Genomic DNA, 449 nt, shown 5'->3' with positions numbered 1-449 from the left:
TAGCAACACCAATAGCTCCAACAGCAAGTATAGATGCCGCATCAAATTTATGTTATGATCCATCAACTAGTGGCGCAACATTAGTTGTTTCAGCAACAGGGGGGCAACCACCATATGACTATAATATAAATGGAGGGGCATTTAATTCAAGTAATACATTTACAGCCTTAACACCAGGAAGTTATACAATAATAGTAAGAGATGCTTATGGTTGTACATTTACTTTACCAGTACAAACCATAGCACCAGAACTAACATTAAGTACAGTATTAACAAAAGACTTAGACTGTACAGTATCACCAGATGCAGTAATAACAGGAACAATTACAGGAGGAACAGCACCGTATACCTTGGAATTATCTACAGGAGGAGGAGCTTATGCAGCAATAACACCACCAACAGGATTAAGTTTTACAGATACACAAACTACAGATAATACGTATCAATAT

The 449-nt window shown here is 37.0% G+C and carries 1 protein-coding gene; it reads left to right on the top strand.

Annotated elements, in window-relative coordinates; translation table 11 throughout:
• On the top strand, positions 1-449 hold a 449-nt coding region (locus tag A8C32_RS00020; RefSeq protein WP_131798803.1), incomplete at both ends, for a hypothetical protein.

Source organism: Flavivirga aquatica, from assembly GCF_001747085.1.
Lineage (GTDB): Bacteria > Bacteroidota > Bacteroidia > Flavobacteriales > Flavobacteriaceae > Algibacter_C > Algibacter_C aquatica.
This window is presented reverse-complemented; position numbering and strand designations above follow the sequence as displayed.